This window comes from Natrinema hispanicum (assembly GCF_900111485.1).
GTDB lineage: Archaea > Halobacteriota > Halobacteria > Halobacteriales > Natrialbaceae > Natrinema > Natrinema hispanicum_A.
Map to the genome: position 1 here is coordinate 46015 of NZ_FOIC01000014.1, position 15674 is coordinate 61688.

At 54.1% G+C, this 15674-nt stretch carries 6 protein-coding genes; all 6 read right to left on the reverse strand.

Annotation, left to right across the window (positions count from 1 at the left end):
- Positions 1–48: 48 nt before the first annotated feature.
- Positions 49–3315: a PD-(D/E)XK nuclease family protein gene (locus tag BSG09_RS13160; protein WP_092933847.1), complete on the reverse strand. Its 3267-nt coding sequence runs from the start codon at positions 3313–3315 to the stop codon at positions 49–51.
- Positions 3312–5372, reverse strand: coding sequence for a DUF1998 domain-containing protein (locus BSG09_RS13165; RefSeq protein WP_092933849.1), 2061 nt, complete (start codon positions 5370–5372; stop codon positions 3312–3314). Before BSG09_RS13165 ends, BSG09_RS13160 begins: the two co-directional genes overlap by 4 nt.
- The gene (locus BSG09_RS13170; RefSeq protein WP_092933851.1) at positions 5369–8104 is read right to left on the reverse strand and encodes a DEAD/DEAH box helicase; all 2736 of its coding nucleotides are present in this window, start codon (positions 8102–8104) and stop codon (positions 5369–5371) included. The genes BSG09_RS13165 and BSG09_RS13170 overlap by 4 nt, the downstream gene beginning before the upstream one ends.
- Positions 8101–8799, reverse strand: coding sequence for a glycoside hydrolase family 18 protein (locus BSG09_RS13175; RefSeq protein WP_139246218.1), 699 nt, complete (start codon positions 8797–8799; stop codon positions 8101–8103). The genes BSG09_RS13170 and BSG09_RS13175 overlap by 4 nt, the downstream gene beginning before the upstream one ends.
- Before the next feature lie 670 nt (positions 8800–9469).
- Positions 9470–12955 carry a homing endonuclease associated repeat-containing protein gene (locus BSG09_RS13180; RefSeq protein ID WP_092933855.1) on the reverse strand — a complete coding sequence of 1162 codons (3486 nt, stop codon included), beginning with the start codon at positions 12953–12955 and terminating at the stop codon, positions 9470–9472.
- Between the two features lie 50 nt (positions 12956–13005).
- Positions 13006–15504 (reverse strand): DEAD/DEAH box helicase, encoded by a 2499-nt coding sequence (locus tag BSG09_RS13185; RefSeq protein ID WP_092933857.1) that lies wholly within the window; start codon positions 15502–15504, stop codon positions 13006–13008.
- Positions 15505–15674: the final 170 nt, after the last annotated feature.

Here is a 15674-nt window from a genome sequence, read left to right on the forward strand (position 1 = left end):
TCCTATACAGGAGACCACACATTTATTTAACAGATGCTTAGAATAGCGTCAGTTCCCTGTATTTGCGTACGGAGTTGCTTCTGCGATTAGACGTTGGAACAGGTCTTTTGTCTGTAATGTTTCTCCGTTCCCAACGAGGACCACATCTTTCGCGCACGAGAAAAGCCGATAGAGTACTTCGGGATCGTCAAGTGGCGGACGAACGATACGAGCATCGTTGGCCGTCCCGAAGCTTACGATGGCTCGGTCCGCAACGTCTCCGTCGAGGTTCTCGGGCAAAGACACTGTTGCATCGACGTTTTCATCAGCGAGTCGCCGTTCGATCGCGTTTGCATGAGCCGCAAATGGGGTTACTATCAGGTCGATATCCTCGGCTGAGGCAACTTGCGTAACGATCTGTTCCGCGATGCGATTGCGGAGCAGGGCACTACTGAATTGAGAGAGTTCGAGTGCGTCGGCACGGATGCTGACCTCATGGTACTCCGGGTTGTCTCCGTCGATCTGGCCCTTCCTCGCCAAGTAGAAGCTCTCCTCGTTGATCACGACGATGCTCTCTTCGCGTAGACTTGTCACGTCGAGATTGTGCCGGTCAGTGAAAATTTCCTGTGCCTCCAATGGATCAATCGGTGTATCAGTAACATCAAACACAAGCCGGCGCCCAGGGCCGTTCTCGGCGCGGACTGTCGCGTGTAACTCGATCGCCTCGACGGCGCTCGCTTCGCCACCTTCGATGTTCAGGAACCGGATCTGGCCTTCTATGTCGTCCCAAGGACCGGACGGATAGAGTTGTCGCAGCGCTGGCGGTGCTGACCCACTCATCTGAAGACTGACCGCAGTCTCGCTCTCGAACGAACTGTAGTGTTCGAACGCCTGTTCGAAGTAGGACACCTCGAGATCGGCATCGCGAGCGCTCCGACTCACCATCGACGGCCCGCTCGCACGCGTGTCGCCGACGAGGGCAGCCCTGTCAGCGACGTCCGCGAGGAACCGATATTCCGGCTCTGTGAGCGCCTCGGCACCGAGTACAACTAGATGGTCGAAGAATTTGTCAGAGTGATCACGAGCTCCGAAAGACCCCTCCTCAAGTCTATGGAAGAACTGACCGACCCCACCCGGACCGTTTTCGCTCGTTGCAGCTTCTACCGACGACACCAACGAGTTCGACTCCAAGAGTCGCTGCTGTAATTCGTGATACCCGTCAATGTCACGGAGTGCATGATGTTCGTCGCTTCCAGTCATACCATCCACCCGATAGTGGGCTCCCTCTGGCTGCGCGTCGGCAGCGATATCCACCATCTTCGGAGTGGTTCCGAGTACGAGTACACGACGCGCCGCATCTGGAACATTTTCGCCTTCATTATTGGGATGCGGGAGTGATGCGGTCAAGATTTCCCGGACGAGTCGTTCGAGTTTCGCTCGCCGATCAGTCCCGATTGGGAGATCAATAAACACCTCCTCGGTATCGAGATAGTCGGTGACCCTCTCGGGGACGATATCCCTCGTTGCCGTGCTAGTCGTCGTGTTCCCTCCCTGAATTCCGAGGCTAACTCCGCGTCGCTGTGCGAAGTCGAGGTATGGAAGATACCGGTGGGTGATCGAACGCGTGCTGAACGCGTACAACGCTTCAAAGGGGCCGTCTTCGCTCAAGAACGCACGTGCAGAACCTGAGACGAGTTTGAACCGATGCGTGTCCGAACGTTGACCGAGATAAATGGCCTCCTGATCCACGCTTTCGGTTCGCGTCCGAAGTCTGACGGTGGATCCGGGTGAAAACGCCGGGACCGTAGGTTCCCGGGCCTCGAATAGCACCACGGCACCTGACGAAGCCATGCCCGAGAGCGTGAGTTCATCGAGTAGGTAACCCGTGTCGCGCTGAACGCTCCGGTCAAGTCGTTCGAGTGCTCGGCGAGCGCTGTTTCTGGCTCTCTTCTCGTCATTAAACGCTGCACGGGTCGATTCGTACCGATCGATGGTAGCCGGTGTGCGGTATTCGTGGCGTTGTTCACAGCGGTCGAAGAGCGAGCAATCGGACGTCACACTTCCGTCTTCGAATTCGTAACACGGCCACCGACGTTCGTTCTGGCAATGATAGGTACAAGCCGGGGGAAGGGCGTCATTCGGTCCGTTGATCCACTCCTCTGAAGCAAACGCGCAGTCTTCGCAGTCGCGATTGTAAGTTGACGGCGGGGCAAAAGATTCAGCGGACTTCGTCGCGTCGTTACGGACTTGCAAGAACTCGATTACGTCGGACCACGTGAGTTCGACCGGAACAAAGCGGACATCTTCCGCGTCTACGTTCGGATAGATTAGGTAAGCAGTCTGCCCCTCTGCAATCACCTTTCGTACTGACTGCCCGTTCTCTAAATTCTCGAATAGTAGTGAAGTCAGATAGAGCTTCAACTGATAGCTATGCTTATCGATCGTCTCGTCGTTTGGATTGCGTGTAGTCTTGATGTCGTACGGTGTCTCGTCGAGTAAGAGATCGACTTGGCCGGCGAATCCGAGATCCTGATCAAGGAACCATTCGACCTCGACACTGTCGGCTTCAGTGAGTCTATCTCGGAGTTCCTCGTCAGTGAAGAGACGCGTCGTAATCTCAACGATGTGGTCTCGTTCGTCGAGCCCTGCCCCTGATAAAACGAGCAGAGCCTGTTCGAATCCGAGTCCATCGTCGAGAAACTCAGTACAGTACGTTTCGACGGATTCGGGCGTCCATTCGTCGTTCAAAAATCGATCCAGATGCTCTTCGAACGCTTTCTCCGCGATTTCGTGGACCGCATTTCCGCGGAAGATCGAACTACGCTGGTAGTTTTCACGGTTGTATCGACCTCCTGTGTAGGCGTTCTTGACGTACCGAAGGTAGTATTCCCGTGAACACCGCTCTTGGACTCTGAGTTTCGCTTTGCTTACCAGCGTCTCCGGTGACCGGATAACGACCGAAGTGACGTTGAGATAGAGATCAGCCTCTCCCTCGCCCGGGCGATAGTTGGGCACCGCACGGACGATCAATTCCTCGTCCTGTCGAAGGCCCATTCCCTCGAGGCCCTCATTTATATCGTTCGAGACCAGAATATCGAGGGTCGACAGGAGAGAGGAGTCAGTGGCCCGAATGCCGTCAGGTGACGGCGAGTCTGCCCAAAACGATAGCGCGGCCACGCCGGCCTCTCGTTCTACCGGATCGTCGACGAGATAGACGATTTTCTCACCGCCGGCCTCTCCCGGCATGGCGTCACTACGAACGCGACACCGAATCATCATCTCTTCACCGATACCATCGGGTGGGTTCTTGAGCAGCGTCGATAACTCGTGAATCATCTATCAAACACCTCCGTCAGCAATCGCCGGTTGAGTGTCGTCCCCTGGTGCCCGGTCGCTTTCAGACAACGACTTCGCTCTGTCTGCAGACAGTCTGGGCAAGCGGTGAGACATCCCACCGTCAACTCTTCGAGCCGTTCCTCTAACTCGGCGATATCTTTTCGGCCGGTTTCGCTCGCGAATCGTTCGTACGTCGCCTGGATGCTGGGATCCTCGAAGACGTGCCGGTCCAAGAACAGTGCCAGATCGGCGGTCCGCGGTGTGCGTCCGAGTTCGGTCGTCAGTTCCTCCAGTCTGGCGGCCAAGTAAGAGTAAAACCTGGCGAGTTCACGCGTCTCAAACAATCGTCGAACCCGCGCCGTAACGAGCGATCGCAGGTCGTCTTTGCTGAACGCATCTGTATCCGAGATCTGTCGGTCGAGGGTTTCGTCGACCAGTTCGTCGAAATATTCTCGGTTTGTTTGCTGGATATCGTACAGTGATCCGTCGGGGTGATCCGCCAGAAGACGAATGGCGGCGCGGTCGGCGGTCGCCGAATGACACTGTCCTTGAGTGGCTAGTCCGCCGTCAATACCGAGACTCTCGTCGGTATCAAAGAGTTCAGCGACCTCCTTGGCGATACCGGCTCCGCCTTCGATAGCGTCATAGATGCTGATTCGGGCGTGTGAGTCGTCGCTGGCCTGGAAGTTGAGATCGTACCAGAGTTCGAACGAAGTTCCACTCCCGGTTGACTCGGTCGCCCACGTCGCGAGCGCATGTTCGGCCGAGTGAACGAGGACATCCTCAGCGAACTCCGCGACGAGGTCATCGTTCCGACATCGAGCAAGGAGTTCGGCGAGGGTTCCCGTCTCGTACCGGACTGTCTGAAGCGCGAGCGACGAATCAGGTCCCTCGTGTCCGAGAAGTCGGAGTCGCGTTGGAGAATCAGTCGGCAATAATTCTTCGACTGTTTGGACTAAGGCTGGCCCTGAGAGACTGAACACACCGTACTCGTCTTCTTCGACTGTCCGGCGCCAGAAGTCGGCACCGATCAGGTGTTCCATCAGCGGCTGCACCGCGAACTCGTGTTCGATCGCCTCCTCATCGAAGAACAACCGCTCCCACAACTGCTGGTGCAGATACGCGAATTTCACGTCGCGTTTCAGCCGAGGATTGTCAGCGAATGCTGCATCGATCCGTGACCGTAGTTCCTTCCGGTCGAGTTCGATCGAGAGGACTTGGCTCCGCTCACGTGTCCCGACGAACGCAGTTGTATCGTCGTCTTCGACGCTGTACGTAATGAGTCCAGATCTCGTGTGGGTTGTCCCCTCGGGATACAGCGTGAGCAAGGACGCGTAATAACACCGGACGAACTCGTGGTCCTCCTCGAACGCCACCCCCGTGACTACGTCACTATCCGCGATTGCAGATACATCATCGGTCTCGCTGAACGGTTCTGCTGTGTGTTTGAACCACAGGTAGTTCGTCGTCGGATCCGACGAGAGCGGCGTACTCGACATCGGCGGTCTTCCCGTCCAGACGATGTTCTCGTCGTCGAGCCAGACGTAATCCGGATCGACTAAATCGTCGACGCGGATGGTCCGAGGAACGTAGACGCGAACGTCTTCTGGATCGAACGAAAGTTCGGTGTAGTTAACCGATGAAACATCTCCGAGGAGTTCTGTGAGTGGGTACGAATGGGCCCAATCGAACATCGGACCGATATCTGCAACACCGGAATCGGAACCCAGTTCCCAGGCGCCGCGCCAGAGTCGGAACTTCTTCCAGCGCTTCTTGTACCCGCCTGGGAGGAAGTTGCTCAACACTTGATTCGCATTCTCTTGTCCGAGAACCTCTTCGCTCTCGTCTTCGATAACCGTGAGCGATCCGCCCACCTCCTCGGATATAAATGTCTCAGGAATGATGTACGGCGGGTTTGCCGCCGGATCGGCGTTGAAGATGCCCGCGAGGTCGAGATACGAGAAATCAGATTCGTCTACCTGCTTACGGATTCCCTGCAGACGGCCGATTCGATCGCTACGGCTCAGCCCAGAATTCTCTCGCGATTCGCGGCTCATTCTATCTCCTCCTCGCGTAGGGCGTCGATGAGTTGATCGATCGGGCCCGTCGTCTGGCGGTTGTCCATCGCTCGTTCGAAGAACTCCCAATAGGGTGTATCGTCCGTTCCAGGTGCGACTTCCTCGAACAGGGATACGACGTATTGGTCGAACTCCTGGAGAACTCGGTCGATTTCTTCGGCGGATGCCTCGAACGCCGAGTCGAGCCAGTCGCGGATGTCGGGTTCGTGCGCTTCGAATTGGTCTCGTAAGTACGGGACATCCGGACCGACACCGGAACCAGATGTCCACTGTCCCCGGAATAATCGCTTTGCGTCGGTCGTGTCTGTGACGTTGAAGTAGTCGACAATGGCAGCAGTCATGTGTTCCGCGCGGACGAAGCGGTTGTCCGCGTCCAATGGGATATCCAGGTGTTCATCACGAGGGTCACTCAGGTAGTTCGAGTGGTGGAAGTAGTACGAATCGGTCGGCGACGATCCGAGGACGACGACCGTGATCGGCTCGTCTTCCGCGTCACGTCCGCCACGCCCTTTCCGTTGTACAAAACCGGGGACGTTTCGCGGTGCTCGGTACTGGAAGGTGCCGATGATACTTGGGTGGTCGAACCCGACTTCGAGAGCGCTCGTCGAAATGAGCTGATCCCAATCGTCTTCAACCGTCGCTCCGGTTCCGGCATGCTGTGTGCGACCACTCTTGTGGATGGCAACTTCCATCGCCTGTAGATCGAGACGCCTGTCCTGCATCGTCCACCAGCATTCTCCGTCCTCGTAGACCGGACAAGCGTTCAGATTCGGGTTTGGCGGAAGTGATTCACACACTGCACCCTCGTCGAAAGTGTCGTCGGTCGCACCTCGGAACTGCTCTCGAGGACAGTCCGGATTGTTTCCTCGTTCGCCGAGTACGGCATCGGGAGTCCGCAGCCGGAAGAGCCCTTCTTCTTCAGTCTCTTGCACGAAACCGCCGAGCCGACTCACCGAATCGATCGAGTCGACGAACCCAAGGATTCGGTCCTTGTTGTCGGTGAGCCCCGGGCGATCCCCGGCCTGTTCTTTCCGCATCGTATGATAGAACGCGAACGCGATCTGGATCATACACGAGAGGTTCGTCGCGGTCGTCGGCGCGGTCTCGGTCCACTCGGATCGAGGTTTAAACTGCGAGTCTCCGACCGGGACGATGACTTCACGCGGATCGGTTGCTTTGACGAATACGAAGTGTTCGCGGCCAAGCGTATCCTTTTCGTCTTCACTGGGTGAAAGGTGCCTAACGGACGACTCTTCGATCCCGAAGATTCGGCCAGTGAACTCCGTCGCATTGTTGATTGTGGCACTCGATGCGATGAAGCGTGGTTCTTGATTACGAGCACGCCGCTGCATCGCTTGTTTGAACCGCCGAACGACGTTCGCCACGTTCATCCCCGCCTGATCGGTGTAAACGTGTACCTCATCGAGAACGAGGAACTTCGGTGGGTAGGGTTCGGACCAGAGGGCCGCGTTCCCGTACTTGTCCATCAGACGGCGATGGAGTGAGTCACCGGTCGTGATGAGGAAGTCGGCGGACGCACCCCGATCAGTGGTTGCATAGCGGACGACGTGATCGGAGTCTTGCTGGCACTCGAAGTGCGCGTCGTCTTTTCGTTCGAGTGTCCCGTCCACTTCGTCATCGCAGTGGGGACACGGGAGTTCGACGTCTCCTCGACCACCGTGCTGAATGCTGAGTGTGAGCGGGGCGTCGCTGAACGATGCATCGATCGAACCCTGAAGTTCGTTGATCGTAGTTATATACGAGAACAGTCGTTCGAACTGGTTATTGCAGAGATCACGCCGCGGATACGTCAGTACGGCCTTCGTTCCGTCGATTCCCGCTTCGTTTGCTAACAGCGAATACGCGAGTGTCGGGAAGAGGAACGCTTCCGTCTTTCCTCCGCCCGTACTCGCCGTTACCACGTTCGCATCGCGGGCCTCTGATCCGCCTTGAGTGACCGAATCGACGAATACGTTCTCGAACGCACGGGCCTGATAGGCGGCGAGTGAGTCGAATTCTTCAGGGAGACCAGTTTGGAAGAACTCACCCATCAGTTCCAGAGTATCCGAGACGGCCATGCGCCAGTCGCTGCCGAGTGAATCTTCAAACTCCCAAGCGGGTTCCGCGTCTTCGATCTGTTCGTTGATGCGGCGCAGAGGCTGTTGGAATCGCCGCGCTTTCTCGCGGTTTTTCCCCATAATCGGCTGCTCGCGGTCAGCCGAGGCTATTTTGACCATTTTCACGAGGTTCGGCGAAAACGAATAGTCCGTGTCGCTCGATAGACGCTGCCTGATGAGCGCAAAATATCGCGCCATTTCGGCGACGTGACTCCGCACTTGCTGGCGGTTGTAAACGTACAGGAGATCGCCGTTATCGACGAGTTCTTCGATCAATTGCTGGAAGATGATTTGTGCGACCTGTTCGTGGCCCCGTTCGAGGACTTCCACGATGAGTGCGTCCGATTCCAGCACATCGGTCACGAACGGAGCGTCATCCGCGCAATGTTCGTCGACGAACGCCTCGAATACATTTTGCATGGAGGCAGTCGCATCGTAATTACCTGCATTTATTCCACTGGCACACGCGTCGGTTACGGTATCGAGGATATCATTTTTCACCGACCGGTACACCTCCTCTTCGGATGTAAACGTCTCCCATGCCGTCTCGATGGTCTGCTCGTCGACCGGTGCAGAGATGGAGTCAGAACTCATTCGAACGTGACCTCCACGTCGGCGATTTCGTTGTCATCGTACATCGTCTGGAGCGTCTCGAGTATCTCGCTAAACGCAAATTCGGTCGCTGCTGCTGTTCGGTTAACGCTGCCATTATGCTCTTCGAGGAGGCGCCGAAGACGAGCCCCCTTCGATCGAGTTACTTCTGTTCTGATGACCGATATCAACTCACTTAGCAGTACATCAACGTCACCGCGAGCGGCACTCTCCTCATAATCTAACTCGATATCGAGGCCCTGATTGCGAATGAGTTCAGCTAACGTTTCTGCGAAGTCTTGATTAGCAACTGCCCTACTCACAGAGTAGTGATGGATAAGTGCCCCTTCGAGAGCTATGCGGACCACTTCGACCGCCGCATCCAGATCCGTTTCATGCTTCTCTTTGGCATCTGAGCGGCGTTTTTTAACTTCCCCGAGTGAGTCCGCGAATGACGACTTTTCCGCATTCTCATCGGCAAGCGAGCCGAGTCCGTCGTGAATTATGGGGAGCAAATCATCGATGATCGAAAGACAAGCATCGGTATACTCGCTGGCATCTACTTCCTCTAAGAGATTCCCGTCGAGTTCGCGAAGAGTCCGATCTACAGCCTCTGGGGAGAATTTGTCGTTGGTTCGGACCTTCTCGTGTCGATTCTTGGTTATCAACTGCTCCATCATCCCACAGATCCGCTCCACCTCTGAACACCGACTACGCGTCGAATTAGAGATCTCGCGTTGTCGCGTTAACCGATCGTAGCCGTCAAACCACAATCGGAGGCGATCGACATCGGCTTCGATGATGGCCCGCTCTCGATCGCGAACAGTCGCAAGAACGGACTGTAGTAGTTCTGCGCGATCGGCGGCGTCCTCCGCTCGACGAAGTTCCTGTTCGGAAACGCGAATTACGTCCTCGAGGTCTTCGAGTTCCCGATCGAGTTCGTTGAGGGATTCCACCAGTTCGCTCGGAACTGCATCGAAGTCCTCGACCGAACGGTATTCCGAACGTGCCGTGTCCAGATAGTTCCGCGCGGAGCGGAGTGTTGCTTCGTAATTTTCTGACGTTGCTTCCATCTCTCTAGCTAGGATACGAGGTCAAAAGCAGGCAGGGGTGTTAAGATTACTGACTGATAGAAAAGAAATCGAAGTACGGCCTCCGTCAGACACCTGTTTTATTCTAAATACGGGTGTTGTGTTTTTAGACTCGAATTCGGAATTTGGCGCGTTAGAGAGTCTTTGCGCATATTGATGTCATTTCCGCTGTTTTCAACGAAACCGGTTTGGAATACCCAGTTGATGCAAGCGATCAGATGAGGGAAGATATCGACATCTACAGTCAGTTCCATCTCTTGAGTGGATCGAATCGCCGTTAGGAGTTCTTGAGACGTTCTTTCTTTTGACGGCGTTCTCTGAATCCACTGAAATTAGTCTCGTCTTCTTTTCCTTCCTCATCGGAAGGGGTCAAGTTCTCTTGGTCATCGTTCGCTTCTTCTTCTTCCTGGTAAGTAAACGTCTGCTGGCGACCCGAAGTGGACTGTTTTTCCGAATCAGCTCGAGTCGCTTCGACGCCGTCAGCGTGCTCTCGAACCACCTCAAGAGTCGGTTCCTCAGTGAGTCCTGCGAGTGCGACAGCCGCTTCCCAAGCTCCGAACCGATTGATCACCGTAGCTGAGGACATTTCGCCGTGTTCGTTGAGATCAGTTGCCTCTGGAGGCCGCTCGAGTTTGTCGGCAACAGCGGCTATCGAATCGAGGATATCGGTTCTGGAATACGTTCTCCGGCTTCGTGAACCGACGGGTTCAAGATTCGCCTCGTTCAGGGCCTCGTTCCACGAACCGAACGTCTCTTCGTACTCGTCTACCGGATAGATCCCGTAAGTGCGAACGAATTCAGGTGAGGGGGATTCATCGAAGATTATGGCTAACTCTTTCAGGTACGCTAGCAGTTCATCATGACTGACCATCGGTCGGTCGATCCCCTTCGAAGAGAGTTCACCGCCAACCTCGTCGACACGTGTCTGCATTTCCTCGATTTCATCCCAACAGTCCCTCTCGCTTGGAACGCGTCCGTTTTCAAGCGTCGATCTCGCTTCCTCGACTGCTTCTCTAGCAGCCTGGTAGCTATTGTAGGCTGCCCCGTCATCCCCTATGTCGAGATACTGATCAACCTTCTCGAGTTCCCGGCTTGCACGGTCGACCTGCGATGTTGCTGTCGTACAGCGTGTTTCCCAATCTTCGTCGCGTTGTTCCACTGCAAGCACTCGCGCTGATTCGATCTGCTCGATCCGTCGTTCGAGTTCCCATGCTTCGGAGTATCCGGCATCACGTGCGACTTCGAGTGCTTCTTCGAGTTTCTCCTGTGCATCGGTATACGCTCTTACAGCCTCCGTGTACTCGTCCTGAGTGTCTGCTTTGACGGCGTTATCGACAGTCGTTTCGATCTCTTGGAGTCGATCTTCGAAGGTTTCTCGACGCCGTGCTCGCAAAATTCTCGTAGTGAGTTTCTCGAGTCGCTTTCCACGGGACTCGATCTGGTCTGAGACGTCGTTATCGAGTTCACTTAAGAGCTTTTTTGCCTCGTCTAATTGCTGCCGAATCGGCCCGGTATAGCCGATTGCTCGGTCGTATTCCCCGCGGTCAGCTGCAGCCTCGAGTTGTTCGAGCAGGTCATCGACCCTCGAAATGGACTCCTCGAACTCTCGCTGTGCTTTCTCGGCCTGAACTCGACTTCGGAGTTCTCTCAGGCACTCCTCGATTGGCGAAAGTTCCTCCGCAAACGCTTGTTCGCTTTCGATAGAACTGTCGTCGAGTGCGGTTTCGACACGATCGAGGTGCTCGGTAGCCGTCGGGAGGTCAGTAGGCATGGCGGCTTCAGCAGCATCCAGTGCTTCGGTCGTCGTTTCGACGAGTTCGGCGACCTGCTCTTCCGTGCTGGGGGGCAATGCCGCTCGCTTTTCCTCCACGCGCTCCTGTTGCTGACGGAGGTAGTTCTCTAGTAGTCTCTGTCGTGCTTCGATAAGGGACTCTGCTGTCGTTTCGCCAATTCCCTTTACTTCGGTGAGCTTTTCCACTTCCGTTAGGTCGCTTGGCGATTCGACACCGATACGCTCAAGTCGGCCAGCACGTCCCGTTCCAATACCGTCGACTGCAGTCAGGTCTGGCTTAGAAAGATCCGTCTCTTCGAGTATCGCCACGTCATAGTCGCTTTCAGTCGCTAATTGTGCGGCACGTCCATAGTACGAGACCGCCTCGTCGTATGCCGCCTCTACCGACCTCAGAGATTTCAGATCGGTCTCCATTTCTCGGTCACCCTTCTTTTCATAGGTGACAGCAGCGTCGACCACAGCCCGTAAGCCAAGTTCTTCTAAGGTAGCTTTCGTGTTACGAACACGAGTTACCAATTCCTCGCCAGCAGGGTGTTCAGTCGGAATTTTTTCGACGATTGGCGTTTTTTCCTCACGTACAGATTCCATGTACGCTTCAGCAGCAGTCTCCTGCGCATCGTTTTCGAGTGCTCGTTTTATCTGCTCGAGAATTTGCTGGTCTGACTTGATACGAGAGTAGAGTGTCTCGAGTTGAGTCTGATTCCCGCTAACCGTCTCGAGTTGCGTAATGAGACTCTGGATCGATCTGTTGGAGTACTCGACTTCTTCTTCGGGTTTTTTCTCCTCTGGAGTCAGTTCTTCTCGTTTTTTCTCGACACGTTCTCGCTGTTGGCGAAGGTAATCTTCTAATAGTTTTTCCCGGGCTTCGATGAGAGATGCCGCTCTCGTTTCGCCAATGCCTCTCGCTTCAGTAAGTCGTTTTTTATCTCTTAACTCACTCGGCGATTCGATACCGATACGCTCGAGTTTTCGAGCACGGCTTGAACCAATGCCGTCGACTGCCGTCAGATCTGGTTTGGAAAGCGCTGTTCTCTCGAGAGCTACCACTTCGATATCAGTCTTGCTCGCTAATTGTGCAGCACCGTCATAGTATGAGGCTGCCTCCGTGTACGCCGCTTCGGCTGCATTCGGATCGGATTCGGCTTCTTGATTGCCTCTCTCTTCATAAGTGACGGCAGCATCGACTATAGCCCGAAAACCGAGCTCGTCGCGAAGTGTTTTCATTTCGTGTACCCGGCCTGCCAATTCCTTGCCAGCAGGATGCCCGCTCGAGATTTCTTCAGGGATTGGCGTTCGTTCTTCGCGTACGGATTCCACAAATGCCTCTGCGGCAGTTACTGGTGTTCCCTCTTCGAGGGCCCATTTCACTTCATCGAGAGCTTGCTGCTCTGATTCAAGACGTGTCTTGAGCGCCCCAAGTTGGGCTTGATTCACACCGGCATTCTCGAGTCGCTCGACGAGACTCTGAATCGACTCGTCTGAGAACGCTGGTGGCTCTTTGGGGTCCAATATGTTAGACACTTTCTCAGTTGGCCAGTCATAATTCTCCGGTCGGTCTAAGTATCTTCTAACATCTACAATACTGCGATAAAGGCGGCACAGTTTCGTATCATCACAGGTTCCATCGAAATCACCTCCCTGGAGAGACTCGATATCGCGTTGTAGAGACTGTACTTCCGTTATCGCAGCGCTTTTTTCCCCTTCCCAGACGAGACTTCTGGCGGTCTCAAGACGTTCTACAGTGTATTGTTCAACTCTGTCTGCTATTTGCTCACTACTATATCTAGATTTTTTATAAATATATACACAAACTATTGCGGTTAGAATACCGATTACAGCCAACTCCGGGACAAAAAGAGACGTAATCACCGCTACTAGAAACCCAAAGATTGCAATTTTTCGTCGGCGTTTGTATGTGCTATTGAATTTTCGCAGGTCAAGTCGATCTAATAGTTCCTCGTCTACTGCCATGATTTTGCACCCCCACAGTGCCAGATATTATTCAACGTTGGTTCGCTCATTCAGACCGCCTCTCGATCGCATGCCCATTCAATTGCCCACTCAACTATCTGCCCCTTCTCAACGCCTTTGTCTTCCGCCACCGTTCGAACTATGCCGTCAAGAACAGGATTCAACTCGACAGTTATGGTAGATGGGTCCCGCACAGAATCGTCTACCTTGGGTTCCTCGACCTCCGAAAGTGCCGTTCGAAGCGCAATAGCGACCTCCTCCTCCTCTTTAGACTCTTTGTTCGACTTTTCTAACATCGATAATACATTTTTGCTAATTTCAATAGGCTGGTTGAGGTTGCCGGCAACGATCTGGCCACGTTTAGTTTCGGAATCTGGCTCGTCCTGCTTATCGAACGCGTCTCCTTCAAGCGAGAGCAACAGTGATCCATCCTCTGGGTCAAACTTCTCACAGAGCGACCGGAGCTGCGCCTCAACTTTATCATCTTCCGGCCACTCGTAGTGGTCTGGCGCGAGTTCTCGAATTCCACGCACACCTTCGCGTTCCAGTGTTGCAAGCGCGTCTACTACTGTGTTTTTTTCCGCATTGAACCACGGGTGTGCGTCAAACGACTCTCCCCAGACGATGAACCGGCTTGCGGTCTCCAGTAGGTCCATCCCGTCTTCGCGAGCGAACATCGCCTCTGCATTCGTCGGGACACCCATCACGTGATAGAACGTCGCTTTCCCCTTCCCATCGGGATTACGGAGGATACGTCCGATACGTTGTACCAGCGAACGATTGGCTTGACCGCTTGCTCTGTTGATTCCGACGTCTGCTGTTTTGATATCGACCCCTTCACCGAGCGTCGTCCCAGTTCCAATGAGTGCACCCGAATCATACTCCTCATCGAATCGCTCGGCGGCCTCGAGTGGATCATCGTCTCCAGTTGCGACGATCTCGACCAACTCTTCGAACGTTTCATCGTCAATTTTCTGCCGTAGATATCCCTTGACAGTCTCGATTTCGTCACCCGACTCGAGGAGGACGACGCATTTGTTGTCTTCAATGTGCTCAAGGGTGAGTGACGCGATACGAGTAAGGGCAGGAGAAATATTCGATTTCGTTAGACTTCGAGATTTAATCCCCGACGAAAAGGATCGAAATTCTTCGCTTTGCTCCATCACGGACCGTGCAGCACTCGTGTGAACGACCGATCGGGCTTCTCGGAGGGTCTCGAACGATACGTCTTCCTCGGACACGCCGGAAACATCGTCTGCAGCGCTCCCATCCTGATACTGCTCGAATCCCCTCTGACAACGCTGGGTCACTTCTTTCAGTCTCCCTTGTCCCTCATATGGCACGAGTTCCACGTTCCACGTACATTGTGGAATGATCCCAACTTCCTGTCCGTCTTCGAGTGTAAATTCGAATATTTCCGGAATATTCCGTCGCTCGAGGGATTTTGCATTCCTCTCATCGATAGATCCCGACAAGGCGAGTACATCGTTGTCGATATCATCGAGAATGGATCCGAAGCCACTACTGCCGAGATAGTGGTGTGCTTCGTCGAGAATTACCAAATCTGTATTCGGAATATCGTTCTCGAGCAATCGTTTCGGTGTCCAGAAGTGAACCGTTCCCCATGAGTATCTCGCTGTGTGCGCTCCTTCCTGTGCCGACGCGTCTTCAGGAATGTTAAGGTGTCTGTCAAATTCTCGCTTCCATTGATCAAGAATTATACCCCGGTGAGCGACGATTACCACCGTTGGGTTCGTACTGGGAGGGGTAATCGATTTGTCTGTGAGATCTTGGTCTTCGGGATGCAAACGACCGAAGTGGTGGGCGATAGCGGAGAGGCCGAGAAATGTCTTTCCGGTTGCGGTTGCCATGTCGACGAAACCCCGGCATCCAGCATCAAGCCATTTGGAGAACGCTTTCCTCTGGTGTTCCCAGAGCGGCGTTACCATCCGTGGTTCTTCGAGGAGTTCAAGGAGACTTTTCCCTGATTTCAGACTCGTATTGGCGAGTTCGTTCAGCGTCCTGACGAATGCCGTACTTCGTGGTCGACAGAGCAGTTCAGACATGAGATCGCTAATGCTCGCTTGTTCTGGTAATCGGATCGTCTCGAAATCTCGAATCGAAACGTCCTCCGCGGCGGCTGCCTCGAGCATCGTCTTGTTAATAACCGCCTCCAAGGCACGACTTGTCGACCGATAGTTCGCGCTGTTAGAAGTCCGAATATCGGTTTGGAGACGTTTGAGTGCCCAAGCGATTTTCCCGACATCTCGCGAATCCATCGATCCAATGGGCAGACTCGTCTTCTTCAGATTGATATCCGACGAATCTGCGAGACCACGCCGATAGTATCGGCCCACTTCACCGCCGAAATCGGCTGTCGAGAGATCGGTCTCACCGATCGCGATACCCTGCATCACGAGATACGCTGTATCGTCGATATAGGGCGGCCACTGTGATCTGAGCAAGTCATCCAACCACTGGTCTCTGAACCGTTCTCCCGGCGAAGAAATATCGGTAAATCCGTCCGCTATTTTGTGTATATCACTCATATCACACCACCCTTCCAACCATTCTGTGCTTCTTCTCGTATTTCAAGGGCAAACGCTTACTGCTAGTTGGCACCTAACATTGCTATAACAAATATGTTGTTGCCAAGAACTTCTTCCAAATATAATATAAATATAGTTATGATTAATTCTCTGAAACTGCCCGCTCACAT